Source organism: Enterobacter sp. KB-221C9, from assembly GCF_041320715.1.
In the GTDB taxonomy this organism is placed as follows: domain Bacteria; phylum Pseudomonadota; class Gammaproteobacteria; order Enterobacterales; family Enterobacteriaceae; genus Enterobacter; species Enterobacter asburiae_D.
On record NZ_JBGIWG010000012.1, the window covers coordinates 97,989 to 120,972 of the forward strand.

At 58.5% G+C, this 22,984-nt stretch carries 20 protein-coding genes and 3 pseudogenes; 18 read left to right on the forward strand and 5 right to left on the reverse strand.

All coding sequences use genetic code 11. From position 1 onward, the window contains the following. The first annotated feature begins 182 nt into the window (after positions 1 to 182). Positions 183 to 821 (forward strand): hypothetical protein, encoded by a 639-nt coding sequence (locus AB8846_RS17530; protein WP_370733278.1) that lies wholly within the window; start codon positions 183 to 185, stop codon positions 819 to 821. A gap of 177 nt (positions 822 to 998) precedes the next feature. Continuing rightward, positions 999 to 1,367, forward strand: a complete 369-nt coding sequence (locus AB8846_RS17535; protein WP_370733279.1) for a hypothetical protein — start codon at positions 999 to 1,001, stop codon at positions 1,365 to 1,367. Here the strand turns inward: AB8846_RS17535 and AB8846_RS17540 are convergent. Further along, positions 1,367 to 1,528, reverse strand: a pseudogene (locus tag AB8846_RS17540) (IS110 family transposase); the annotation flags it as partial. The gene AB8846_RS17535 and the pseudogene AB8846_RS17540 overlap by 1 nt on opposite strands. 19 nt (positions 1,529 to 1,547) lie before the next feature. On the opposite strand from AB8846_RS17540, the pseudogene AB8846_RS17545 reads away from it, so the two are divergent. The 5 genes and pseudogenes from AB8846_RS17545 (at position 1,548) to AB8846_RS17565 (ending at position 5,266) form a co-directional block, all read left to right on the forward strand. Then, positions 1,548 to 1,903: pseudogene (locus AB8846_RS17545) on the forward strand (type II toxin-antitoxin system VapC family toxin). 106 nt (positions 1,904 to 2,009) lie between these two features. Then, entirely contained in the window at positions 2,010 to 2,768 is a 759-nt protein-coding gene (locus AB8846_RS17550; protein WP_370733281.1) for a hypothetical protein, read from the forward strand. 341 nt (positions 2,769 to 3,109) lie between these two features. Next, positions 3,110 to 3,472: a YcgJ family protein gene (locus AB8846_RS17555; protein ID WP_370733283.1), complete on the forward strand. Its 363-nt coding sequence runs from the start codon at positions 3,110 to 3,112 to the stop codon at positions 3,470 to 3,472. A gap of 217 nt (positions 3,473 to 3,689) precedes the next feature. Continuing rightward, positions 3,690 to 4,886 carry an NAD(P)/FAD-dependent oxidoreductase gene (locus AB8846_RS17560; protein ID WP_370733284.1) on the forward strand — a complete coding sequence of 399 codons (1,197 nt, stop codon included), beginning with the start codon at positions 3,690 to 3,692 and terminating at the stop codon, positions 4,884 to 4,886. Beyond that, positions 4,886 to 5,266: a DUF1641 domain-containing protein gene (locus AB8846_RS17565; RefSeq protein WP_370733285.1), complete on the forward strand. Its 381-nt coding sequence runs from the start codon at positions 4,886 to 4,888 to the stop codon at positions 5,264 to 5,266. The genes AB8846_RS17560 and AB8846_RS17565 overlap by 1 nt, the downstream gene beginning before the upstream one ends. Positions 5,267 to 5,337: 71 nt before the next feature. Here the strand turns inward: AB8846_RS17565 and AB8846_RS17570 are convergent, their stop codons facing one another. Beyond that, positions 5,338 to 6,171 (reverse strand): MurR/RpiR family transcriptional regulator, encoded by an 834-nt coding sequence (locus AB8846_RS17570; protein WP_023338648.1) that lies wholly within the window; start codon positions 6,169 to 6,171, stop codon positions 5,338 to 5,340. A gap of 292 nt (positions 6,172 to 6,463) precedes the next feature. Between AB8846_RS17570 and AB8846_RS17575 the strand changes: the two genes are divergently transcribed. The 10 genes from AB8846_RS17575 (at position 6,464) to iolB (ending at position 19,575) form a co-directional block, all read left to right on the forward strand. Further along, on the forward strand, positions 6,464 to 7,969 hold the full coding sequence (locus AB8846_RS17575) for a CoA-acylating methylmalonate-semialdehyde dehydrogenase (protein ID WP_370733286.1): 1,506 nt from the start codon (positions 6,464 to 6,466) through the stop codon (positions 7,967 to 7,969). 11 nt (positions 7,970 to 7,980) lie between these two features. Beyond that, positions 7,981 to 9,906 carry a 3D-(3,5/4)-trihydroxycyclohexane-1,2-dione acylhydrolase (decyclizing) gene (gene iolD, locus AB8846_RS17580; protein ID WP_370733287.1) on the forward strand — a complete coding sequence of 642 codons (1,926 nt, stop codon included), beginning with the start codon at positions 7,981 to 7,983 and terminating at the stop codon, positions 9,904 to 9,906. Positions 9,907 to 10,196: 290 nt separating this feature from the next. Then, the gene (gene iolG, locus AB8846_RS17585; RefSeq protein ID WP_370733288.1) at positions 10,197 to 11,183 is read left to right on the forward strand and encodes an inositol 2-dehydrogenase; all 987 of its coding nucleotides are present in this window, start codon (positions 10,197 to 10,199) and stop codon (positions 11,181 to 11,183) included. A 31-nt stretch (positions 11,184 to 11,214) separates the two neighbouring features. After that, complete coding sequence (locus tag AB8846_RS17590; protein WP_023333011.1) at positions 11,215 to 12,144, forward strand: sugar ABC transporter substrate-binding protein; 930 nt, start codon at positions 11,215 to 11,217, stop codon at positions 12,142 to 12,144. A gap of 48 nt (positions 12,145 to 12,192) precedes the next feature. Then, positions 12,193 to 13,740 (forward strand): sugar ABC transporter ATP-binding protein, encoded by a 1,548-nt coding sequence (locus AB8846_RS17595; protein WP_370733289.1) that lies wholly within the window; start codon positions 12,193 to 12,195, stop codon positions 13,738 to 13,740. Positions 13,741 to 13,751: 11 nt separating this feature from the next. Then, positions 13,752 to 14,780: an ABC transporter permease gene (locus tag AB8846_RS17600; protein WP_028014045.1), complete on the forward strand. Its 1,029-nt coding sequence runs from the start codon at positions 13,752 to 13,754 to the stop codon at positions 14,778 to 14,780. 8 nt (positions 14,781 to 14,788) lie between these two features. Continuing rightward, positions 14,789 to 15,922 carry a Gfo/Idh/MocA family protein gene (locus tag AB8846_RS17605; protein ID WP_370733290.1) on the forward strand — a complete coding sequence of 378 codons (1,134 nt, stop codon included), beginning with the start codon at positions 14,789 to 14,791 and terminating at the stop codon, positions 15,920 to 15,922. A gap of 12 nt (positions 15,923 to 15,934) precedes the next feature. Beyond that, a complete protein-coding gene (gene iolC / locus AB8846_RS17610) occupies positions 15,935 to 17,839 on the forward strand; it encodes a 5-dehydro-2-deoxygluconokinase (protein WP_370733291.1) in 1,905 nt (634 codons plus the stop codon). An 11-nt stretch (positions 17,840 to 17,850) separates the two neighbouring features. Further along, a complete protein-coding gene (gene iolE / locus AB8846_RS17615) occupies positions 17,851 to 18,741 on the forward strand; it encodes a myo-inosose-2 dehydratase (protein WP_370733292.1) in 891 nt (296 codons plus the stop codon). Between the two features lie 9 nt (positions 18,742 to 18,750). Further along, a complete protein-coding gene (gene iolB, locus AB8846_RS17620; RefSeq protein ID WP_370733293.1) occupies positions 18,751 to 19,575 on the forward strand; it encodes a 5-deoxy-glucuronate isomerase in 825 nt (274 codons plus the stop codon). Positions 19,576 to 19,744: 169 nt separating this feature from the next. Here the strand turns inward: iolB and AB8846_RS17625 are convergent, their stop codons facing one another. Further along, entirely contained in the window at positions 19,745 to 20,212 is a 468-nt protein-coding gene (locus AB8846_RS17625) for a DUF6130 family protein (protein ID WP_331411631.1), read from the reverse strand. 51 nt (positions 20,213 to 20,263) lie between these two features. Then, positions 20,264 to 21,493 (reverse strand): MFS transporter, encoded by a 1,230-nt coding sequence (locus AB8846_RS17630; RefSeq protein ID WP_370733294.1) that lies wholly within the window; start codon positions 21,491 to 21,493, stop codon positions 20,264 to 20,266. Between the two features lie 72 nt (positions 21,494 to 21,565). Between AB8846_RS17630 and AB8846_RS17635 the strand changes: the two are divergent. After that, positions 21,566 to 22,481: pseudogene (locus AB8846_RS17635) on the forward strand (LysR family transcriptional regulator). On the opposite strand, the gene AB8846_RS17640 reads toward AB8846_RS17635, so the two are convergent. Continuing rightward, positions 22,478 to 22,666: a YfgG family protein gene (locus tag AB8846_RS17640; RefSeq protein ID WP_029739958.1), complete on the reverse strand. Its 189-nt coding sequence runs from the start codon at positions 22,664 to 22,666 to the stop codon at positions 22,478 to 22,480. The pseudogene AB8846_RS17635 and the gene AB8846_RS17640 sit on opposite strands and share 4 nt — an antisense overlap. Between the last annotated feature and the right edge of the window lie 318 nt (positions 22,667 to 22,984).

A 22,984-nucleotide genomic window follows, 5' to 3' on the forward strand; every position in this document is an offset into this window, starting at 1 on the left:
TGCAAAATCCCCTCAAAATAGTGTCATTTTAAACGAAAATTGGCATTTAACAGACGTTCTTGTCGACGAATCGGGAAATATCCCTCTTACTGTATGGTTGGCCATAACCCCCTAAACTAGCTGAATTGGCATGGTCGATTAGGTATAATTCAATTCCAAAATTAACCAAAGACACTGATAATATGCCTGTTTTGTTAATCCCCATCCTTGGGACAGTGATGATTATTTTCTGGGATGCAGTCAAGGAAAATGTAGAGGTTATAGGTACGCTCGCCACGTCGCTAGCCTTTTTAGCCACTGCATGGGCCGCTTACGAGGCAAGACATAGTGCAAAGGCTGCAATGGAGGCGACTAGGCTGACGGCGGCTTCACTTCTTGAAATGAAAAAAGCCTCTTTTAAGGAATGGTACGGTATATTACTTGAACAGCACAATAAATTACTTGAGGATGTTAACAAGACCTTACTGGATGACAGTCAGTACAATGTCAAATTGGGTATTAATACCATCAAGGGCATTTATTACCATACAACTAAAAAACCTACTTATATTAAGTATGTTAACCACATTATTTTAATGCTGAATTATTTAGATAAAGACTTCTATCTGCCGTCATCGGCTGATAATGAAAAGAGATCTTACATAGAACAGTTGCGCAACAATATCACCCCAAAAGTAAGTCTGCTGATCGCTATTTTCGGTCTTAATGTCGACAATAACAAAACCTACGACGCAAAGAAACTTTACAGCCACCTAAACAAATACAACTTCTTCGAACATGAATTTTTTTTGAAGATGCCATATCGAAAGTTCATTACCTAGACTCTTATGTCGCTGATATATTTAATAACGAATACCGAAAAGGCGTAGAGTTTTGTGTTGATCAAATGGTTATTGATGGTTTAACACATAATATCAATAATATATACAGGCATCATAGGCTTACATTCGCAGTTCTGTGGTCTTACAATAACCCCTGCCGACAGCATTGGGCTGAACATGGAAAAAGCAGCCGAGGAAGTGGCTAAGTTCAATTCCTCGTTGCTTGGTTTTGTCGGCTGGGAACTTAACATTACAGGTAACAAAGCGAGAGTGATCAAGGATGAAAAGCAGCTAAAACGGCTAACAAAGCTCTACTACAAACATCCTTTCAACCCTCGACATACCAGTATCGTATTAACCAATGGTTACACCAGTAGATTCGGTGAAGATATTAGAAATAGTCTGTCTAGTTATGCTTTAAATAAAGCCTATTTAGAACTCAGTTCTAACCCGAACAGAAAAGATGTGCTTGACGGAATTGTGGCCGAAGTTGAAAAAATGGTCGATAAATTTAAAATGGAACTTAATTCATTCGGTTTTAACTAACAGATAGCCTGAGCATCGGCAGCATCATTCTTTTCTGATTTACCTGCCATGCGGTAAGGCGATACAAACTTTTCAGCCATCAGACGAGGTCCATGAGCATACTGCCTGAAAAGCCTTGCACAGTAATGTGCACAGGAACATGCCACCATCCCGATAATACAGGATATCTGCTCGCTCATCATGCGTGAGCATCCGGAAACAGTGATTAAACGCAGCGCAACCATCGTATCGTGGTCTCGACCATCACCTATGCCGAGATGCAGTTCGGGGCTGTCAGAAAGAAAGCCTCGCCACGCCACGGGGAGCTGGTTGATGCGTTCTGCGCCCGCCTTGATACCGTTCTGCCATGGGACCGGGCTGCGGTGGATGCCACCATGGAGGTTAATGCCACACTGGCCGCAGCCGGGACACCAATCGGTCCAAACGACACGGTCATTGCTGGGCATGCCATTGCAGCCGGAGCCATTCTAGTGACGAATAATACGCGGGAATTTGAGCGGGTGGTGGGCTGGATGAGGAATTTACACTATCAATAGCGTATCATTTTATTTAATTATCATCTTGATTACTTTAAATTGGGATAAAATTAGGTTATTGCTAAAATCTGAGCTAATCGATTTATTTAAAAGGGAAAATCAGGACGTGGCAAAATTATTTTTTAGCTTAAAGTTATGGGGAGCAATCTCTTCGATACCCGTCATGAAAATGCTTGCGGAGCAGGCAGAAGCGAATATATCCCGTGCTCTAATTGATGCTCATAAGCCAGAAGCAGTTGAGTCAGGAGAATATCCGGATGAATATCATCACGAAGATGGCCGAATTACAACGTTTCAATGCACTTACTATTCATGCGGCTCGAGCATTGGCTATGATGAGGAAGAAGTTAGGTCTGAATACAAACATCTGATCGCGCAGCTGACCCGCCGCTCCGTATTTCTTACCATTTTTGGTCTGTTCGAACACCGTATGGTTGATTGTCTCGAACTTATGGACGACCTTTCGTGCATGACTACAGACAAAACGCACAAGACGGTTGAGGATTGCCACAAGCGTCTCAAACGCAATTTTGGCGGTAAAAGCATCAAGGATGTCGATCACCTAGCAGTGATCCGAAACATCATGGCCCATAGCGATGGTTTTGCAGACGACTATAAGACTCTTTCCTGTAAAAAAACAAAAAAAACTGAATATGAAAAACGCCTCCTGCGTGCAATTCCTCGTGCTATGGATGAGAACGCCGGTGTGTCAATTACCATATCTAATAACGTACTTATGGATGATCGGTTTCTGATGTATGCCGTCGGTGAATTTGAGCGCTATGTTAATGAACTGGACACTGCAGTTCGCACTTATCAAGCGCAGATGAGTTGCACTCACTTAAAATCTCTAAGCAGTCCTTGACCTGCTCCCGTTGATTAAGATAGCTCAATGTTAGCCATGCATTCACAATTGTTAGAATAATTGCGAACTTCCGCTCATCGCTCACACCGGACCTAACCCGCCCCACAAGCCCACTCCGTGTAGAGCATAGTCGTTCGGGTCTCTAAAATCGCATGACTCACCTGGATAGGACCCTTACAATTGCCTCCGAGCCGAACTTGCGACAACTGTTAGGTCACCAAAAAGCTAAACTGGGCGTTTCCTGCTGAAACTCAGAACCATCCAGGATATTACACCCCTTATGAATGGTTCCACCGCGCCGCTGCAAAGTCGACACGCATTCACCAACGGAGATTATCATTTTGAACAAGGCAATCCTCTCATACTCTGTGGCCGCGCTGCTGGCCGTGTCCGCCATGTCCGCTCAGGCCAGGACCCCCGGCAGGCTCAAGTCGCCAGTATCGGGCGTGCTCTGCGACCGATATGTTTGCGCCAATGACAAGGGATTATCCCGCGATTTGACAGAGACGTATCTCGGTAAGAAGGCTGCTGCAAACGAGGTGTTCACGTCGAGCAATGTCGATCTGACCGAATTCACCTTTGCCAACGGTATTTTCTGCGATGTGAAGGAACGACTGTGCCGCGAAGATCGCTATTATGGCGCGAACGGGCAGCGCTCCGGGGCTGTATCTAAAAAGTATACAAAGCTGCTCTTTGCCGAATAATGGTGATGAAAAGAGACCACAGGAAGAGGCTACGTTATAGGGATATAAATTATATTTTGTAGCGTACATTATAAATGATGATGTAATTGTCAAAATTAAATTTCTCGTTAAAAGTTGTATTGCGGAATATTGCTCTGTTACTACCCTTTAGCTGAGCGTAACAGTGAAGCGGTCTGGTTACGTGAATTCCCATTCACTACCATGAGCGAATAAAGGAATGAAAAACCGCATAATGATTGTCGGCGGCGGCACGGGAGGAACCATTGTTGCCAACCTGCTGGCCAGAAAATTACGACGTGAAATTGCTGCCGGTCAGGTAGAGCTGGTACTGATTTCCGAATCACCGGTGCATTACTACAAACCCGCGTTTATGTACGTCGCGTTTAACCTCTTCCATCATCATGAGCTGGCCCGGCCTGAACGGCAGTTACTGAGTCCGGAAATTCGATTTATTACCGATAAGATTGAGTCGTTCGATTTTAAACAGCGTCGACTGTACGGTGCCAGTAAGCAACATTACGACTGGGATCTGCTGGTTATCGCAACCGGCTGCACGCCTTTCCCGCAAAAAATCCCTGGCCTTGCCGAAGCGGGTGACCATTTTTATCAATACGCGGCGGCAAGACAATTAGCGCATAAGCTCTCCACCATTAAAAAGGGGCGAATATTTATTACCGTCTCTTTCCCGGAAACGCCTAATGTTCCCCATCAGTGCGGCATCGCCCCCATTGAAACCACGCTTATGGTTGACGACTATCTTCGCCAGCGCGGCGTACGTAATCAGGTTGAGATCGTTTACACCTATCCGACCGTCGCGCAGCTGCTGCGAAACTGCCTGTTCCTGCAGCGTCCGGTTGGGGAGGCGCTGGGCGATATTTTTGCTGCCAAAGGAATACAACACCAGCGCGGCTTTACCTTAAGCCATGTCGATCCTGACAGCAAAATTGCCTATTCCGCCGAGGGCGATTCACAAAACTTCGACATCCTGATGGCAACCCCTCCCATCAGGGCGGTCGAAGCGGTGCGTAATACGGGACTCAGTGAGGTTCATAACGGTGAAGGCTGGCTGCCGACGGATCACCAAACGCTGGGCGTCTACGGCCTGGAAGGGGTGTATGTGATCGGCGATACCGTTGACCTCCCGATCAGTAAAGCCGGGGGATCGTGCCACAACCAGGCGCCGATCGTTGCCGATAACATTGTGGCGGAGCTGTACGGCAGACCACCCGGAAGCGGTAACCATTATGATGGACGGGTTCAGGCCGTTGCGCAGATGGGGCTCTGGGCCGGTATGCCGTTGGTGTATGACTATCGCAATGACGTGACGCCCATGCCTGCGACGAAACTCGGCGGCATGCTGCGAAACGGTTTTAACCGTGGTCTCTATTGGGGTGTCGTGAGGGGGATGTTCTGATGAGTGAACAGGAACAGTTACTTAAAAGCCTTGCCCCGCTGATGGCAGGCAATCGCCTGAATAATCTGGTTGATCTGCTGGCCTTAGCAGCAGACATGCTGGAAATGACCGACAGCGCGATGGTCGAAAAACTGGCTGGCGTGTTTGAAGATGTGGTAACCGTCGGTTGGGAAGGGGGAACCGCGCTACGCATGGCGTGGGGAGAGCAAATTAACCGGGAAGGGGATACCTCGCTCCGGCAGGTGTTTGCCATGCTCAACGATCCTGATACCCGCCGCGGCATCATGCTTTTGCTGCGGGTGTTACAGATTACGGGGCAACGTCTGAATTCCCTCTCTTCCGTCAGTTATTCTGATTGCCCCGAGATAAGGAGCCGTTAATGTCTGGCTGATGCTCTTCAGGCGGCCGGGTATCGGCTATACCTTACCCGGCCCACCAAGCTGCACTGGGGCTATTTCTCCCCGCCACCCAACCGATACGCCAGCGCCACCACCAGCGACTGCACCAGGCACAGCGTTGCCGACTGTGACCGGAACGCATCCACTTGCGCCTCTTTCACCACAAAGCAGAGATCGCTGAACGTCGCCAGCGGGCTGATCTGGCTGTCCGTAATCACGATCTGCCGCGCGCCGACGCTGGCAGCGGTTTCGCTCACCATCACCGTCTCTTCCGCGTACGGCGAGAAGCTGATCGATACCACGATGTCGCGCGCCTTAATGCGGCTGATCTGCTCGCGCAGCATCCCGCCCATGCCGTCGAGCAGGATAGGGCGACACTCGAGGTGGCTCAGGGCGTAGGTCAGATACGCGGCGACGCTAAAGGAGCGGCGCAGTCCGGCGATGTAGATGGTGTCGGCATCTGCCAGCAGCTGTACCGCACGCTCCAGCATCTCCGGCTCGGCGCGGGCGGCCAGCTGCTGCAGCGCCTGCGCGTTTGAACGGGCGAACTCCTGCAGGATATCGAGCGGCGTTTCCGGCACGGCCTCGCTCTCCATTTCGCGGAACAGCCGGGCGCGGTCGCTGTAGCTGGCGGTCTCCTCCACCAGGTTCATGCGAAACAGCTGTTTCATTTCATTGAAGCCGGTGAAGTCAAAGGCGTTGGCAAAGCGGATCAGCGTCGAGGGCGGCACGTCGGCGCGCTCGGCAATGACGGCAACCGTATCAAAGGCCACGCTGTTGGTGTTATCCAGCACGTAGCGGGAGACCTGCTGCAGCCTCTTGCTCAGGCTATCGTAGCGATCGCGGATTTGCTGCTGCAGTTCGTTCAGGCTGGTTGCTGTCGTCATCTTATCCCCCAAGTACAGTCTTATGATTCTAAACGCAAAACCGCGTCTTTTAAATGTCGGCCATCCATCTGGCAGCAAAAATGAAACAGAAACTTCAGTCATTTCCTCGCCCGAAATCCCTTAATAGCGCACGCTGCGTCAGTGTTGTTGGCTGTTAACATAAAAATCCATCCTTGATCACAATAATCATCATTTATTTTATTTCAACTTAAAATGGAATATTTGTTTCATATATAGTGTTCAGTACACAGTGTTCAGGTAACAGTCACGTATCAACAGCGAGAGGTTAAGGATGGAGACGGTAGCGAATTTTATTCACGGCGAATGTGTCACCGGTTCAGGCCAGCGCGTTCAGGCGATCTTCAACCCGGCCACCGGCGAGCAGATCCGCCAGGTGGTGATGAGTACGGCGCGGGAAACCGAACAGGCGATTGCCGCCGCGCAGCAGGCGTTTCCGGCGTGGGCGCGCCATGCTCCGCTTAAGCGCGCGCGCGTGATGTTCCGCTTCAAGGCGCTGCTGGAAGAGAACATGGAGCGACTGGCCCGCATCATCAGCGAAGAGCACGGCAAGGTCTTCTCCGACGCGGTGGGGGAACTGACCCGCGGCCTGGAAGTGGTGGAGTTTGCCTGCGGCATCCCGCATCTGCAAAAGGGTGAACACTCTGCGAACGTCGGCACCGGCGTCGACAGCCACTCGCTGATGCAGCCGCTCGGGGTCTGCGCAGGGATCACGCCGTTTAACTTTCCGGCGATGGTGCCGATGTGGATGTTCCCGATTGCGCTGGCGACCGGCAATACCTTCGTGCTGAAGCCGTCGGAAAAAGATCCTTCTCTGGCGCTCGCGCTGGCGCAGCTGCTGAAAGAGGCCGGCCTGCCGGACGGCGTGTTCAACGTGGTGCAGGGCGATAAAGAGTCCGTTGACGTGCTCCTGACCGACCCGCGCGTGCAGGCGGTGAGCTTTGTCGGCTCCACGCCGATTGCGGAATACATTTACCAGACCGCGTCCGCCCACGGCAAGCGCTGTCAGGCGCTGGGCGGCGCGAAAAACCACTGCATCCTGATGCCGGACGCCGACATGGAGATGGCGACCAACGCCATCATGGGCGCGGCCTACGGCGCGGCGGGGGAACGCTGCATGGCGCTCTCGGTGGTGCTGGCGGTGGGGGATAAAACCGCCGATGACCTCTGCGCCAGGCTGGAAAAACAGATTGCCGCGCTGCGCGTCGGGCCGGGCCTGGACCAGTCGCCGGAAAACGAAATGGGGCCGCTTATCTCCTCCGCACACCGCAGCAAGGTGCTGGGCTACATCGACAGCGGGGAAGCACAGGGAGCGAAACTTCGCGTGGACGGTCGCGGCTTCAGGGTGAAGGGCCACGAGCAGGGCTACTTCGTCGGACCGACGCTGTTCGATAACGTCACCCCGGAGATGACCATCTATAAAGAAGAGATTTTTGGCCCGGTGCTTTCTGTGGTGCGCGTAGCAGATTACGCCAGCGCGGTGGATCTGATTAACCGTCATGAATATGGTAATGGCTCGGCAATCTTCACCCGTGACGGCGGCTGCGCGCGCCGCTTCTGCGAAGAGGTGCAGGCGGGCATGGTGGGGGTCAACGTGCCGATCCCGGTGCCGATGGCGTTCCACAGCTTCGGCGGCTGGAAGCGCTCGATTTTTGGCGCGCTCAACGTTCACGGCAGCGACGGCGTGCGCTTCTATACCCGAATGAAAACCATTACCGCGCGCTGGCCGGAAATGCAGCAGGAGACAGGCGCTGCGTTCTCCATGCCAACGCTGGGCTGACAGGAGGTTTTATGCAAACCGAACGTATGACCATGGCCCAGGCGCTGGTCCGGTTCCTTAATCAACAGTACGTCAGCGTGGATGGCAATGAAACGCCCTTCGTGGAGGGCGTGGCCACTATCTTTGGACACGGCAACGTGCTGGGTATCGGCCAGGCGCTGGAGCAGGACCCGGGCCATCTGCAGGTGATGCAGGGCTGCAACGAGCAGGGCATCGCCCATATGGCGACGGGATTCGCCAAACAGCACCGCCGTCAGCGCATTTTTGCCGTCACCTCCTCCGTCGGGCCGGGCGCCGCCAATATGGTGACCGCCGCGGCCACCGCCACGGCGAACCGCATCCCGCTGCTGCTGCTGCCGGGCGATATCTACGCCAGCCGCCAGCCGGACCCGGTGCTGCAGCAGATCGAGCAGTATCACGATCTCAGCATCAGCACTAACGACTGCTTCCGTCCGGTCTCCCGCTACTGGGACCGCATTAACCGCCCCGAGCAGCTGATGAGCGCCATGCTAAGCGCGATGCGAACGCTTACTGACCCCGCCAATACCGGGGCGGTGACCATCTGCCTGCCGCAGGACGTGCAGGGGGAGGCCTGGGATTACCCGCTGAGCTTCTTCGCGCGTCGCGTGCATCACATCGAGCGTCGTCCGCCTGACCCGCAGCGTCTGGCGCAGGCGCGGGCGCTGATCGCCCGCAAGCGTCGCCCGCTGGTGGTGTGCGGCGGCGGCGTGCGCTATTCCGGCGCGCATGAGGCGTTTCGCGAGTTTGTCGAGACGCTGCGGCTGCCGTTTGCCGAAACCCAGGCCGGAAAGGGGGCGCTGGTAAGTGACCACCCACTTAACCTGGGCGGCGTAGGGGTGACGGGGGGAATGGCCGCCAACCAGCTCGCGCCACAGGCCGATTTAGTGATTGGCATCGGCACGCGCCTGACCGATTTTACCACCGGCTCCAAGGCGCTCTTTTCCCATCCGGACGTCGAATTCCTGCTGCTGAACGTGGCCGAGTTTGATGCCCTGAAGCTGGACGCGACCGCGCTGGTTGCCGATGCCCGAACCGGGCTGCAGGCCTTAACCCACGCGCTCGGGGATTATCGCAGCGGCTGGGGAGAGGCGATCGCCGAGGCGAAATCCGCCTGGCGCGACGAGTGCCGTCGGCTTTGGGAACGCCAGTGGCGCCCTGACGACGCGCCCGAAGTGGCGGGGCACCTGGACGCGCAGCTGGCGGAATACGGTGAGACGCTCAACACCCGCCTGACCCAGACGCGGGTGCTGGGGCTGATCAACCAGCATATTGAAGATAACGCCGTTGTGGTGGGCGCGGCCGGTTCGCTGCCGGGCGATTTACAGCGCCTCTGGCAGGTCAAAACGCCGGACAGCTATCACCTGGAGTACGGCTACTCCTGCATGGGCTACGAGATTGCGGCGGCCCTCGGCGCGAAGCTCGCCAGACCCGAACTGCCGGTGTACGCCATGGTGGGGGATGGCTCCTACATGATGCTGCACTCCGAGCTGCAAACCGCCGTTCAGGAGGGCATTAAGATCGCCGTTCTGCTGTTTGATAACGCCAGCTTCGGCTGCATTAACAACCTGCAGATGGGGCACGGCATGGGCAGCTTTGGCACGGAAAACCGCCATCGCAACCCGGAAACCGGGCGGCTTGACGGACCGCTGGTGAAAGTCGATTTTGCGCAAAACGCGGAAAGCTACGGCTGCCGCGCGTGGCGGGTGAACGATGAGAAAAGCCTGCTGGCGGCGCTTGAGGCGTCTCGGGCGCATCCGGGCCCGACGCTGCTGGACATCAAGGTGCTGCCGAAGACCATGACCCACGACTACGCCTCATGGTGGCGAACCGGTGATGCGCAGGTGGCGACGTCGTCTGCCGTGCGTGAGGCCGCTGAGCAAACGCAGGCGCAGGTGAAAAAAGCCCGCCAGTATTGAGTTTTCCTGCCGTAACGAAATTTTCATTTCATTTTTGTTTTTCCCCTCACCCTAACCCTCTCCCTCAGGGAGAGGGGGACGGATCGGTGCGGTTTTTTCTCCCTCGCCCCTGTGTAATGGAGGGGCATCCCTCCCGCCATGTTGTGAGATTGATAACAAAATTTATCTCATTCATCTCAAAAGTGTTAACCCGCACTCAAAAACATAATTTTCACTATTTATAAAAATGAAATAAATGTTTTATTTATAGGGTCGTTAGTTCACCGCATTCACCAACACCGGGAGCCGTTATGTTTAACATTGCTTTACTGGGCGCTGGCCGAATTGGCCAGGTACATGCAGCTAACATCGCCAGCCACGGCGCGACCACGCTCTGGTCCGTGGTTGACCCGAATAAGGAATTTGCCACCCGCCTCGCCGCGCAGTATCAGGCCCGCCAGCAGAGCCTGGATGAGGCGATGGCCGACCCTAACGTTCACGCCGTGCTGATTGCCTCCGCAACCGATACCCACGCGGATCTGATTGAAATGGCCGCCCGCCACGGCAAGACCATCTTCTGCGAAAAGCCGGTACACCTTGACCTCGCCCGCGTGCGCGACTGCCTGAAGGTGGTCAAAGAGTACGACGTGCCGCTGTTCATCGGCTTTAACCGCCGCTTTGACCCGCAGTTCCGCCGCGTGAAAACCGACGTGCAGGCCGGGCGCATCGGCAAACCGGAATCGCTGCTCATCATCTCCCGCGATCCGTCTCCGCCGCCTGCGGAGTACGTGCGCGTCTCCGGCGGCATGTTCCGCGATATGACCATTCATGACTTTGACATGGCCCGCTTCATCATGGGCGAAGAGCCGGTGTCGGTGTATGCCCAGGGCAGCAACCTGGTGGATCCGGCGATTGGCGAGGCGGGGGATATCGATACCGCGTTTATCGTTCTGAAATATGCCTCCGGCGCGATGGCGACCATCGTCAACAGCCGCCGCTCATCTTACGGCTACGACCAGCGACTGGAGCTGCACGGCTCCGAAGGGCTGCTGTGCGCGGGCAATATTCTTGAAAACCAGGTGCAGCACTACGGCAAACAGGGCTGCGCCAGCGCGCTGCCGGAACACTTCTTCCTGCAGCGTTACAAATCCGCTTACGCCGCGGAATGGGAACACTTTGTTGCGGTCCTGCGCGGCGAAGCGGTACCAGACTGCAGCGGCGATGATGGTGAACGTGCGCTGTACCTTGCGGATAAAGCGCTGGAGTCACTGCGTAGCCAGCGCGAGATCGTCCTCTAAACACAACAACCCTACACAGAGAGACATAATAATGAAAAAACTGATCGTAGCCGCCCTCATCGCCATGACGTCCGGGGCCGCCCTCGCCGAAAACGAGCAAATTGTTTTCAGTACGCCAAACCTGGCCATGCCGTTTGAAGTTCACATGCAGCGCACGGCGGTGAAGGCCGCAAAAGAGATGGGCGTGAAGCTTCAGGTGCTGGACGGACAGGGCAGCTCGCCGAAGCAGGTGGCTGACCTGGAAAACGCCATTACTCGCGGGGCGCAGGGCTTTATCGTCTCCCCGAACGACGTCAATGCGGTCTCCAGCGCGGTGGATGAAATTCAGGATGCGAAGCTGCCGATCGTCACCCTTGACCGCTCCGTCGACAGCCAGAAGAAAGTGCCGCACTTTGGCGCCAACAACTACAAGGGCGGCCAGGCGGTTGGCGACTTCGTCAAAACCAAATTCCCCAACGGCGCGGACATCATTCTCCTCACCGGCCAGCCGGGCTCCTCTTCCAATATTGAACGCACCAAAGGGATCCGCGACAGCCTGAAGGCGGGCGGGGACAAATACAAGATCGTCGCCGATCAGACCGGCAACTGGATGCGTTCGGAAGGGATGCGCATCGTTGAAAGCGTGCTGCCTTCGCTGCCGAAGCGCCCGCAGGTGATCCTCTCCGCCAACGACGATATGGCGCTGGGGGCGATTGAAGCGCTGCAGAGCCAGGGCGTGAAGCCGGGTGAAATCCTCGTAACCGGCTTTGATGCGGTGCCGGAAGCGCTGGCCCGCGTGCGCGACGGCTGGCTGGCGGTAACGGCGGATCAGCGTCCGGGCTTTGCGGTGCAGACGGCAATGAGCCAGCTGGTGGCCAACGTTCGCGAGAAGAAAGCCATCACCGGGGCCGACTACCCGCCGACGCTGATCACCAAAGAGAACCTGCAGCAGGCTGAGCGTATCGGTGAGGCCGGTAACTAATATGTCCCGAGCCGCCTCTGGCGGCTCATCATGAGGAGGAGCAGACTGATGTCGCAACCCTTACTGAAAGTGACCGACCTGGCAAAAAGCTTTTCCGGCGTCTGGGCGCTGAGCAGCGCTCAGCTGACCGTCGGCAGCGGAGAAATTCACGCCCTGCTGGGGGAAAACGGGGCGGGAAAATCCACGCTGCTGAAGGCGCTCGCGGGCGCACAGCCGCAAACGCGCGGGGATATCTGGTTCAACGGCGAAACGCTGCCGGTGGACGACTCCCCGGTGGCGCGCCAGAACAAGGGCATTATCACCATCTATCAGGAATTCAACCTGCTGCCCAACATGACCGTCGCGGAAAACATGTTTCTCGGGCGCGAGCCGCGCAGGCGTAACCTGATCGTCGACGAAAGGGCGGTTAACCAGGAGGCGCAGGTCATTCTCGATTACCTGCAGCTGAACGTCGCCCCGACCACGCCGGTCGCCCGTCTGAGCGTGGCCCAACAGCAGATGGTGGAGATCGCCCGGGCGCTGACCCTCAACGCCCGGTTAATCATTATGGACGAACCTTCCGCCGCGCTGAGCGACAGCGAGGTGGAAAGCCTGCACCGCGTGGTGCGGGAGCTTAAAAACCGCGGCGTGAGCATTATTTATGTTACCCACCGTCTGCACGAGGTTTTCCAGCTCTGCGATCGCTTTACCGTTTTCCAGGACGGCCGTTTCACCGGCACCGGCGCGGTGGCGGAGACCAACGTCGAACAGCTGATTCGCCTGATGGTCGGACGCGACGTGGCCTTTAACCGTCGCCCTGCAAGCGAAACCCATCATGAGGACAAACCCGTCCGCCTGGCGGTGAAGGGGCTGAGCCGCGAAAAGCCGCCGCTCGATCCGCACGGTATTGCCCTGCACGACATCAGCTTCCACGTCCACGCCGGGGAAGTTCTGGGCATTGCCGGGCTGGTGGGCGCGGGACGTACCGAAGTCGCCCGCTGCCTGTTTGGCGCTGATGCCTTTACCTCCGGGAGCTTTGAGCTGGACGGCGTGCCGTACCAGCCGCGCGACCCGCTGTATGCCCTCGATCAGGGCCTGGCGCTGGTGCCGGAAGATCGCAAAAAAGAGGGGGCGGTGCTGGGGCTGTCGATCCGCGACAACCTGTCGCTCTCCTGCCTCTCCTCGCTGCTGCAGTGGCGCTGGTTCGTGAACACCCGCAAAGAGGACGACCTGATTGAGTCCTACCGCCAGGCGCTGCAGATCAAAATGGTCAACAGCGAGCAGGAGGTGCGAAAGCTCTCCGGCGGCAACCAGCAAAAGGTGATCCTCGCGCGCTGCATGGCGCTTAACCCGCGGGTGCTGATCGTCGATGAGCCGACGCGCGGCATCGACGTGGGGACCAAATCGGAAGTGCACCAGGTGCTGTTTGACATGGCGAAAAAGGGCGTGGCGGTGATCGTGATCTCCTCCGATCTGCCTGAAGTGATGGCGGTGTCTGACCGGATCATCACCCTCAGCGAAGGCCGGGTGACCGGCGAGATCCACGGTGACGACGCTAACGAAGAACGGCTGATGACGATGATGGCCATCAACCACAACGCCCTGAACGCGGCATAACGGAGTTTCTCATGACGCAGATGATTTCTAAAACGCAGGCCCCGGTCAAACGCGCCGGACGCATCGATCCCATCGCCTTCTTCGAGCGCTTCGGAGTGCTGATTTTCATGATCCTGCTGCTGATCTTCTTCCAGTCGCAGAACAGCAATTTTTTCTCTGAACGCAATATTTTCAACATCCTGACCGAAGTCTCCATCTACGGGATCATGGCCGTGGGGATGACCTTCGTCATTCTGACCGCCGGGATTGACCTCTCCGTCGGCTCCATTCTGGCGGTGTGCGCCATGACCGCGGCGTACGTGATCAAAGGCGACAACTTCACCACCGTCGACCCGAACGCCTGGGGCGGCATGAGCTGGCTGATCGGGCTGGGGATTTGTCTGGCCATGGGCACGGCGATTGGCTTCCTGCACGGACTGGGCGTCACCCGCCTGCGCCTGCCGCCGTTCATCGTTACCCTCGGCGGGATGACCATCTGGCGCGGCCTGACGCTGGTGATTAACGACGGCGCGCCGATTGCCGGTTTCGACCCTGGCTACCGCTGGTGGGGGCGCGGGGAGCTGCTCGGCATCTCTATTCCTATCTGGATCTTCGCCATCGTCGCCGTCGGCGGCTATCTGGCGCTGCATAAAACCCGCTGGGGCCGCTTCGTCTACGCCATCGGCGGCAACCCGGAGGCGGCGCGCCTGGCGGGGGTCAACGTCAAGCGCGTGCTGGTCAGCGTCTACGTGCTGATCGGCTGTCTGGCGGGGCTGGCGGGCTTCATCCTGAGCGCGCGACTGGGAAGCGCCGAGGCGGTGGCCGGGATCTCCTTTGAGCTGCGCGTCATCGCCTCGGTGGTGATCGGCGGCACCTCGCTGATGGGCGGCTACGGGCGCATCGGCGGCACCATTATCGGCTCCATCATTATGGGCATTCTGATTAACGGCCTGGTGCTGATGAACGTCTCGGCCTACTACCAGCAAATTATCACCGGATTAATTATCGTTCTGGCGGTGGCATTCGATACCTATGCCAAAAGCCGTCGCGGCGCACTGTGAGGATCACGATGAAAGAGGTTCGTATTGGATTAATTGGCACCGGGTATATCGGCAAGGCGCACGCTATCGCCTATGCCCAGGCCCCGACGGTGTTCAACCTGCGCGGCAGGCTGGTGCGCGAGATGGTGGCGGAAGTCACGCCGGAGCTGGCGGCAGAGCGCGCGCAGGCGTTTGGCTTCAACCGCTCCACCGGGGACTGGCGGGCGCTGGTGGCCGACCCGGCCATTGACGTGGTGGATATTTGTTCACCCAACCACCTGCATAAGGAGATGGCGCTGGAGGCGATCCGCCACGGCAAGCACGTCTACTCCGAGAAGCCGCTGGCGCTTAACGCCCACGACGCGCGCGAGATGGTCGACGCCGCGAAGCGGGCCGGGGTGAAAACGCTGGTGGGGTTCAACTACATGAAGAACCCGACCGCGCAGCTGGCGAAGGAGATTATCGCCCGCGGCGAGATTGGCGAGGTGATCCACTTCTACGGCACCCACAACGAAGACTATATGGCCGACCCGCTGTCGCCCATTCACTGGCACTGCTTTAAAGAGACCGCCGGGCTGGGGGCGCTGGGCGACCTCGCGGCGCATATCGTCAATATGGCTCAGTACCTGGTGGGGGATATCGAGCAGGTCTGCGGCGACCTGAAGATCGTGGTCCCGGAGCGCCCGGCGAAGGCCGGATCGTCGGAGATGATTGCCGTCGAAAACGAGGATCAGGCACACGCGATGGTGCGTTTTGCGGGCGGTGCGCAGGGCGTGATTGAAACCTCCCGCGTTGCCTGCGGCCGCAAGATGGGGCTGTCGTATGTCATTACCGGAACGAAGGGCGCCATCAGTTTTACCCAGGAGCGCATGGCGGAGCTGAAGCTCTATCTGCATGACGATCCGGTGAACCGTCAGGGGTTCCGCACGCTGCTCGTTGGCCCGTCACACCCGGACTACGCCGCGTTCTGCATGGGCGCGGGACACGGGATTGGCTTTAACGATCAAAAAACGGTGGAGGTGCGCGACCTGGTGGACGGGATTGCCGCCGACGCGCCGATGTGGCCGGACTTCGAAGAGGGCTGGAAGGTGTCGCGCGTGCTGGACGCGATTGCACTTTCGCACCGGGAAGGCCGCTGGCTGAACGTGAACGACATTGTCTGATGAGGTATCAACGTGGAAAAGCAGTTTGATGTGATATGCATGGGCCGCGTGGCGGTAGACCTCTACAGCCAGCAGATTGGTGCCCGTCTGGAGGACGCGTCGAGCTTCGCCAAATATCTCGGCGGGTCGTCCGGCAACGTGGCGTACGGCACCGCACGTCAGGGCCTGCGCTCGTCGATGCTGGCGCGCGTCGGCGATGAACATATGGGTCACTTCCTGCGGGAAGAACTCAACCAGGTGGGCTGCGATACCAGCCATCTGATTACCGATAAACAACGCCTCACGGCGCTGGTGCTACTCGGCATTAAAGACCGGGACACCTTTCCACTGATTTTTTATCGCGATAACTGCGCGGACATGGCGATTACCGCCAGCGATGTGGACGAACGCTACATTGCCTCCGCACGTTGTCTTGCCATCACCGGGACGCATCTTTCTCATCCGCAGACCCGCGAGGCGGTGCTGACGGCGCTGGGCTATGCCCGCCGCCACGGCGTGCGCACGGTGCTGGACATCGACTACCGTCCGGTGCTGTGGGGGCTCACCGCCTTAGGCGACGGCGAAACGCGCTTTATCGCCGCCGAGAAGGTCACCCGCGAGCTGCAGGAGGTGCTGCACCTCTTCGACGTCATTGTCGGCACCGAAGAGGAGTTTCACATTGCGGGCGGCAGCACGGAGACCCTGCTGGCGCTGGGGCAGGTGCGCGCCGTCAGTGACGCTGCGCTGGTCTGCAAACGCGGCGCGCTCGGCTGCTCGGTCTACACCGACGCCATTCCGTCCCGTCTGGACGACGGCCTGACGGTGACCGGCGTGCGCGTGGAGGTGCTGAACGTCCTCGGGGCAGGGGACGCGTTTATGTCCGGCCTGCTGCGCGGCTACCTGAACGACGAGGGCTGGGAGCAGGCGTGCCGCTACGCCAACGCCTGCGGCGCGCTGGTGGTCTCGCGCCACGGCTGCGCCCCGGCGATGCCGAGCAAAATCGAGCTGGATGACTATCTTTCCCGCGCTTCGAACGTGCCGCGCCCGGATCTCGACCCGCGTCTTAACCATCTCCACCGGGTGACCACGCGCCGCCGCGAGTGGCCGGAGCTGTGCGTGATGGCCTTCGACCACCGCAGCCAGCTTGAGGATATGGCAATGCAGTGCGGCGCGTCGCTTAAGCGCATTCCGGCGCTGAAGCAGCTGATCCTGCAGGCCAGCCGCGAGGCGGCGAGCCGCGCCGGGCTGGAGGGCAAAGCCGGCCTGCTGTGCGACGGCACCTTTGGTCAGGACGCGCTGAACGCGATCACCGGGGAAGGGTGGTGGATTGGCCGCCCCATCGAGCTGCCGGGCTCCCGGCCGCTGGAGATGGAGCACGGCAATATCGGCACCCAGCTTATCAGCTGGCCGCAGGAGCACGTGGTGAAGTGCCTGGTCTTCTTCCACCCGGAAGATGCCCACGGCCTGCGCCTGGAGCAGGAGCAGAAAATCGCCGAGGTGTACCACGCCTGCTGCCGGTCCGGGCACGAGCTGCTTCTGGAGGTGATCCTGCCCGCGACCATGCCGCGCAGCGACGAGCTCTACCTGCGCGCCATCTCCCGCTTCTACAACCTGGGTATTTACCCGGACTGGTGGAAGCTGCCGCCGCTCTCCGCCGACGGCTGGACGGCGCTGAGCGAGATTATCGAACGCCGTGACCCGCACTGCCGCGGGGTGGTGATCCTCGGCCTGGACGCCCCGGCGGAACAGCTGCGCGCCGACTTCAAAGCCGCATCAGGGCAGGCGCTGGTGAAAGGCTTCGCCGTGGGGCGCACGCTGTTTGGCGATGCCTCCCGCGCGTGGCTGAAGCACGATATTGACGATGCGCAGCTGGTGGCGCGCATCCGGGACAACTACCTGCAGCTTATCGCCTGGTGGCGCGAGCGCGGACACGCATAATGGAGACGACAATGAGTGTACAACTGGGCATTAACCCGCTGACGTGGACGAACGACGATCTGCCTTCTCTCGGCGCGGAGACGTCGCTGGAGACCTGTCTGAGCGAAGGTAAAGAGGCCGGTTTCGCCGGCTTCGAGCTGGGTAATAAATTCCCGCGCGAAGCGCGCCTGCTTGGCCCCATCCTGCAGCGTCACGACCTGCAGCTGGTCTCCGGCTGGTACTCCGGTCGCCTGCTGGAGCGCAGCGTGGAGGAGGAGATCGCCGCCGTGCAGTCCCACCTGACGCTGCTGCGCGAGCTGGGGGCGAAGGTGCTGGTCTTTGCGGAAGTGAGCGGCTGCATTCACGGCGAGCAGCAGACCCCGGTGCACCTGCGCCCGCGCTTCCCGCAGGAACGCTGGAAGGAGTACGGCGAGAAGCTCACCGAATTTGCCCGCTACACCCAGCAGCAGGGCGTGCAGATTGCCTACCATCACCATATGGGCACGGTGATTGAGTCCGCTGAGGACGTGAACAACCTGATGATCCACACCGGCGATGCGGTGGGGCTACTGCTGGATACCGGCCATCTGACCTTTGCCGGGGCCGATCCGCTGGCGGTGGCGCAGCGCTGGGCATCGCGCATCAACCACGTCCACTGCAAAGACGTGCGTGCCGACGTGCTGGCGGACGTCAAAAACCGTAAAACCAGCTTCCTCGATGCGGTGCTGAGCGGCGTGTTTACCGTGCCGGGCGACGGCTGCGTCGATTACCCGCCGATTATGCGGCTGCTGAAGGCGCAGGATTATCACGGCTGGCTGGTGGTCGAGGCGGAGCAGGATCCGGCGATTGCCCATCCGCTGACCTATGCCCGTCTGGGGTATAACAACCTGAGCCGTCTGGCCCGCGACGCCGGACTGATTTGAGGAGGGGACATGTCACGTCTGTTATCACGCTGGCAACAGCCGAACGCGGAGGGGCGCACCCAGTCCGTCACGCCGGAAAGCGCGGGGTGGGGCTACGTCGGCTTTGAGGCGTATGAGCTGCAGGAGGGGCAGACGCTGACGCTGCCCGCCGTCAGCGAAGAGCGCTGCCTGGTGCTGGTGGCCGGATGCGCCTCCATCCGCACGCCTTCCGCGCAGTTTGACGACATCGGCGAACGGATGAGCCCGTTCGAGCGCATCAAGCCGTGGGCGGTGTACGTCACGCCGCAGGAGACGGTGCAGGTGAAGGCGCTGACGAAGCTGGAGCTGGCGGTCTGCGCCGCGCCGGGCAAAGGCACGTATCCGACGCGGCTGATTGCGCCGCAGGATATCGACGGCGAGGCGCGCGGCAAGGGCAACAACCAGCGCTACGTGCATAATATTTTGCCGGAAGACAGGCCCGCCGACAGCCTGCTGGTGGTGGAGGTGTGGACCAGCGAGGGCTGCACCAGCTCGTACCCGAGCCACAAGCACGACACGGATAACCCGCCGCAGGAGACGTATCTGGAGGAGACCTACTACCATCGCCTCAACCCGGAGCAGGGGTTCTGCATGCAGCGCGTTTACACCGACGACAGAACGCTGGATGAGTGTATGGCGGTCTATAACCGTGACGTGGTCATGGTGCCGAAGGGCTACCATCCGGTGGCGACGATGGCCGGGTATGACAGCTACTACCTCAACGTGATGGCGGGGCCGGTGCGCAAATGGATGTTCACCTGGGAAGAGGACCACGCGTGGATTAACCGGGATTATCCCGTAGAGAGGGGGGACTGAGACGGCCTTTCTTGTCGGGTGGCGCTGCGCTTACCCGACCTACGACACTGCTTTTTGCCGGGTGCGCTGCGCTTACCCGGCCTACTAAACCGTAGGCCCGTGCAAGCGTAGCGCCGCCGGGCAAAATTGTGCTCACCGGATCCGCCACGCCTGCTCAACTGACGGGTTCTTAAAAATGGTGGACCGCCGCGTGGGGCGGGACGGTGAATTCAACGGCTTTGTGGTCGAGCGGCTTATGCGTCGGGTCGGCCAGAATAATGGTCACCTTGTGTTTACCGGCGGGGAGTCCCACCAGAATCACCGGCTCTCCGCTGGCGTCAGCCCAGTGCCACGGCGCTCCGTCCACCACCACGTGAATGTGCCCGATGCGCGGGGTGACCTTGAGCGCTTCGGGGCCGAATACCGGCTCGATGCGCAGGTTTTCGGCACGGTACTGAATAAACACCGCGCCTTTGCTCAGCGGCCCGGCAAGCGGCGGATCGACTATCAGCTTTGCGGGCGGCTGCGGCTGCGCCAGCGGAGCAACGGCGGCGGGGCCGTTCACGTCAGCGGCGCTCAGGTTGTCCAGCGGTGTGGCCTGGGCATGGACTACAGATGCCAGGACAAGCAGGGGGATAAGTGCATAACGACGAATCATCGGTTTCTCTCCTCATCGGTTCTGAATGGCGACAGGGAAAGAAAACCATTTTTATGTATCGGAGATATTTGCCGGAGGCGGCGTTTTGTACCCGTTTGTCAGCGTGGCGCTCTGGATACATTGCGATACACTTTGCCTGCCGGGACGGCGCACAATCGCTATCGCCAGCCCGGCAATCACCAGCGTCAGGCACGTTGATACCCACATTGCACCCGCGATCCCCAGCGTTTTATTCAGCCACGCATAGGCAAACGGTGAGGCTGCCGCCATCAGCTGGCCGGGGATCAGCAGCACGCCGGTGCGGCGGGCATAGCTTTCGGTGCTAAACAGCTCCAGCGGCAGCGTGGCTTTCACGATGGTGACCAGCCCGTTGATGGCGCCATAGCCCAGCACAAAACCGGCCGCACACCACGCAAACAGGGCGCTGCTCATCCCCAGAAGGAAGCAGAGCGGCATGGCGAGCGCGGTAAAAAGCGTGAGTTTGAAGGGGGTTAAGCGGGCACCCGCCAGCACTTCCAGCGAGCGAGCGCCCGTCTGGCCGAGTCCCCACAGCATGCCGATGGCGACAGGCAGGCCGAAGTGGGCAATAAACTCCGGCAGATGGGTGGACGTGCCGTTAGAGACAAAGGTGATGAGGGCAATGAAGGCGGCATAAAGCCAGCCGTTACGCCGCTCGTTGTTCAGCGGCGGCGCAACGACCTTTGTCGTCACCGCCAGCCGCTGCCGGGGAAGCATTCTTATCAGCGCCGCGCTCAGCAGGCCGAAGAGAGCATAGACGCGCAGCGCCTCCTGCCAGCTCATCACCTGAAGCAGAGCATCGCCCAGCGGCCAGAAGACGGCGGAGGCCAGCCCGCCCGCCAGCGTGACGCGTGAGATTGTTCTTCGCGCCTGCTGCCCGTAGAGGTTCACCAGCGCGGCGAACAGCGCATCGTAAAGCGACAGGCGCATCCCTATACCGGTGACCAGCCAGGCGCAGTACCAGCCAAAAAGCGTCTGGGTATACGCCATCCCTGCGCAGCTTGCGGCGATCAGCAACGTGCCGCTCATCACCACCGTCTGACCGCCAAAGCGTGCCAGCAGGCGGGCGACAAAAGGGGAAACCGCTGCCATCACCAGCATCGCCAGCGTCAGGCCGAGGTAAATCTGCGGAGATGACCATCCCCGGTCGGCTGCAATGGCCAGCGCAAAGGTGCCGGGCATATAAAACGAGATCCCCCAGTTGATGAGTTGATTACATCCCGCCATGAGGGCGAGGCGGCGAGGCAGGGCAGGTGTTTCCATTATTTTTCATTCCGCTATGCAGTTGTCCTGAGCATAACTCGCGCGGTATTGTGCTGGCAGGGCCGCAACCTTATGCGCGGTATAAGAGAAACTTTGAATGACGACGCTTAATCTGGGCTATCTCGCCACGTTCCGTCTGGTGATCCAGCGCGGCAGCTTTTCAGCGGCGGCGGATGCGCTGGGCATTTCCCAACCCGCCGTCAGCCTGCAAATACGCCAGCTGGAGCAGTTTCTGCAAACGCGGCTGGTGGAGCGGACCGGGCGGGGGATTAAGGCGACGGCTGCCGGGCAGGCTTTGCTGGTGCACGGGGAGCGTATTCAGCAGGCGGTGGATGACGCTATCCGGTCCGTGAGCGCCTTCAGCCACGATGTGAGCGGCACCATTACGCTGGGTACGGGGGCAACGGCCTGCATCCATCTTCTGCCGCCGCTGCTGGAACAACTACGCCGCGACTATCCGCTCCTGAGCGTGGGAGTCACGACGGGCAACACCCTCGACATCGTCAGGGCCATCGAAGAGAACCGTCTCGATATGGGGCTGGTGACGCTGCCGGTGAGCGGCAGGGCGCTGGACGTCATGCCGGTGATAGACGAAGAGTTTGTCTTTATCGCGTCGCGGGAGCAGCAGGAGGCTTTCAGGGCGTTCACCCCGGAGGCGCTGCACGCTCAGCCGCTGATTGCCTTTGAATCAGGCAGCGGCACCCGGGCGCTGATCGACGGCTGGTTTGCATCCAGTGGATTAGCGATCGCGCCGGCGATGCAGCTTGGCAGCATCGAGGCGATCAAACGCATGGTTCGCGCGGGGCTGGGCTATAGCATCGTGCCGCGAATGGCGGTCGAACAGGATGCCGATCGCGAAGGGCTATGCGTGACGTCGCTTACGCCCATGCTGCAGCGGCAGCTGGCGGTGGTGATGCGGCAGGATAAAATCCTCAGCAAAGGGATAGCAGGCATCATTCGGATAGTAAAAAACCCTCCGGCGGCCTAGCGGTCAGCGGTGTCGACGGTCAGGCTGGACTGCTGCGACTGGGTTTTATCCTGATGGTGATACCAGGCGCCAATCGAAGAGTAAACGAAGCGGCCAAAGAAAAACAGGAAGCTGATGAGCAGTATGATGCGGGTCATTCGGGTGTTAAATTGATGTCGTTTGCGCATACGCGTGACCTGACTCACTCTGTTTATCCTGGGTAAGCCCTTTTGGGCGATAGGGACATTAAGGCACAGCGGGAAGGTGGGGTCAATTCTGCTGTGTGTAAATAACCGTCAATGTTTACATTAATTAATGTTATTAAAATTAATTAATGCATTTACCATATTGATAATATGAAGAAAATGATTTCAAAAAAACACCGCAAAAAAGATATTTGCGTAAATTAGTTTGATTTAAGTCAACGGGTTCCCGGCCCTGATATTTAAAATCCTTCCTCCACACTGTTCGCCCCGCACGCCGCCGGGCGGTGCGTACGTCAGGTTGGATGCCTGTCTTTATTT